We start from the raw sequence: 1,358 nt of genomic DNA on the forward strand, positions 1-1,358 counted from the left end.
GGGCCTTCCCCCGTGATGGTGGACACGCTTCGGTGATCACGCGGCGAGTGTGAGCTTAGCCGCGTGGTGTCGGCGTTCGTATTCGTTGGGGCTGAGGTGGCCGTTGGCGGAGTGCCGGCGGCGGGTGTTGTAGCGGGTCAGCCAGCCGAAGACCGTTGTCCTGCAGGTGGCGGTGTCGCCGTAGTCGCGGGCTCCCTGAAGAGTCTCGCGTTTCAGGGACGCGTGGAAGCTCTCGCAGGCCGCGTTGTCCGCGCTGGTGCCGACCGCGCCCATGGACCGGGTGACACCGAGCTGGTCGCAGAGGTCGGCAAAGGCCCTCGAGCCGTATTGGGCCCCGTGATCGGAATGGAACACCGCCCCGTCGAGGCCGCCGCGGGTCGCGGCTGCCATCCGCAGGGCGTCGGTGACGAGGCCGGTGCGCATGTGGTCGGCGATGGACCAGCCGACGACCTTGCGGCTGAAGCAGTCCAGCACGGTCGCGAGATAGATGAACTCCCCGCCCGCGAGTGGGAGATAAGTGATGTCCCCCATGTATTTCAGGCCGGGTTCGGCGGCGGTGAAGTCCCGTTGGAACAGGTCCGGAACCTGTGAGGCTGCCGGGTCCGGGACGGTGGTGCGGACGCGTCTGCGCAGGCGGATGCCGGTGATCGAGAACGTCCGCATCACCCGTGCGACGCGCTTCTCATTGACCCGTAGACCCCTCTCACGGAGTTCGGACGTCACCCTCGGCGAGCCGTAGGTTCCACGGGATTCGCCGTGGATCTCTCGGATCTTCTCGGCCAGGAGCCGGTCCTCGCGTCGCCGGGCGGCCCGGGCCTCAGCGCCGGCGACCCACTTGTAGTAGCTGGACCGGTTGACCTCCAGGACCTCGCAGAGCCGCTTCACCTCGTGGGTGTCCCGGTGGTCGTCAACGAACTGGAAGCGGCTTCTCACCAGTTCGTCTCGCCCGCGAAATACTTGGCCGCCTTGCGGAGTATGTCCCGCTCGGTCGCCAGCTTCCGCTCGCTCGCCTCGAGCTCGGCCACCCGGGCCTCGAGCTGCCGGATCCGCTCGTCCGGATCGGCGGACGGTGTCGTCTTTTCTGTCCGGACCGCTGCTTGCCCGGCCGGTGCGGGGACGGTGGTGGCGACGCCACGGCATTCGCGGTCCCGCAGCACCCACTCACGCAGGGTGGCCCGGTTGATACCCAGGTCAGCGGCGATGCTCTTGTACGTCGCCCCGGGTGTGGACTCGTACAGGGCCACGGCATCGGCCTTGAACTCGCCCGAATAGTCCTTCATCGCCATCGGCGGTCTTCTCGCTTCCTCCGGATCAAGCAGATCCAGTATCAGCGTGTCCACCACTCAGGGGGAGGCCCC

General features: G+C 67.7%; 1 protein-coding gene. It reads right to left on the minus strand.

Annotated elements, in window-relative coordinates:
• Window positions 1-36: 36 nt before the first annotated feature.
• Window positions 37-1,286 (minus strand): IS3 family transposase gene (locus ACFW1I_RS38360; RefSeq protein ID WP_384678811.1). Its coding sequence is split into 2 segments (ribosomal slippage): window positions 37-950 and window positions 950-1,286, totalling 1,251 coding nucleotides; the frame shifts between segments, so codons are not numbered across the junction.
• Window positions 1,287-1,358 lie beyond the last annotated feature (72 nt).

Origin of the sequence: Streptomyces sp. NPDC058955 (assembly GCF_042741435.1) — a bacterium.
In the GTDB taxonomy this organism is placed as follows: domain Bacteria; phylum Actinomycetota; class Actinomycetes; order Streptomycetales; family Streptomycetaceae; genus Streptomyces.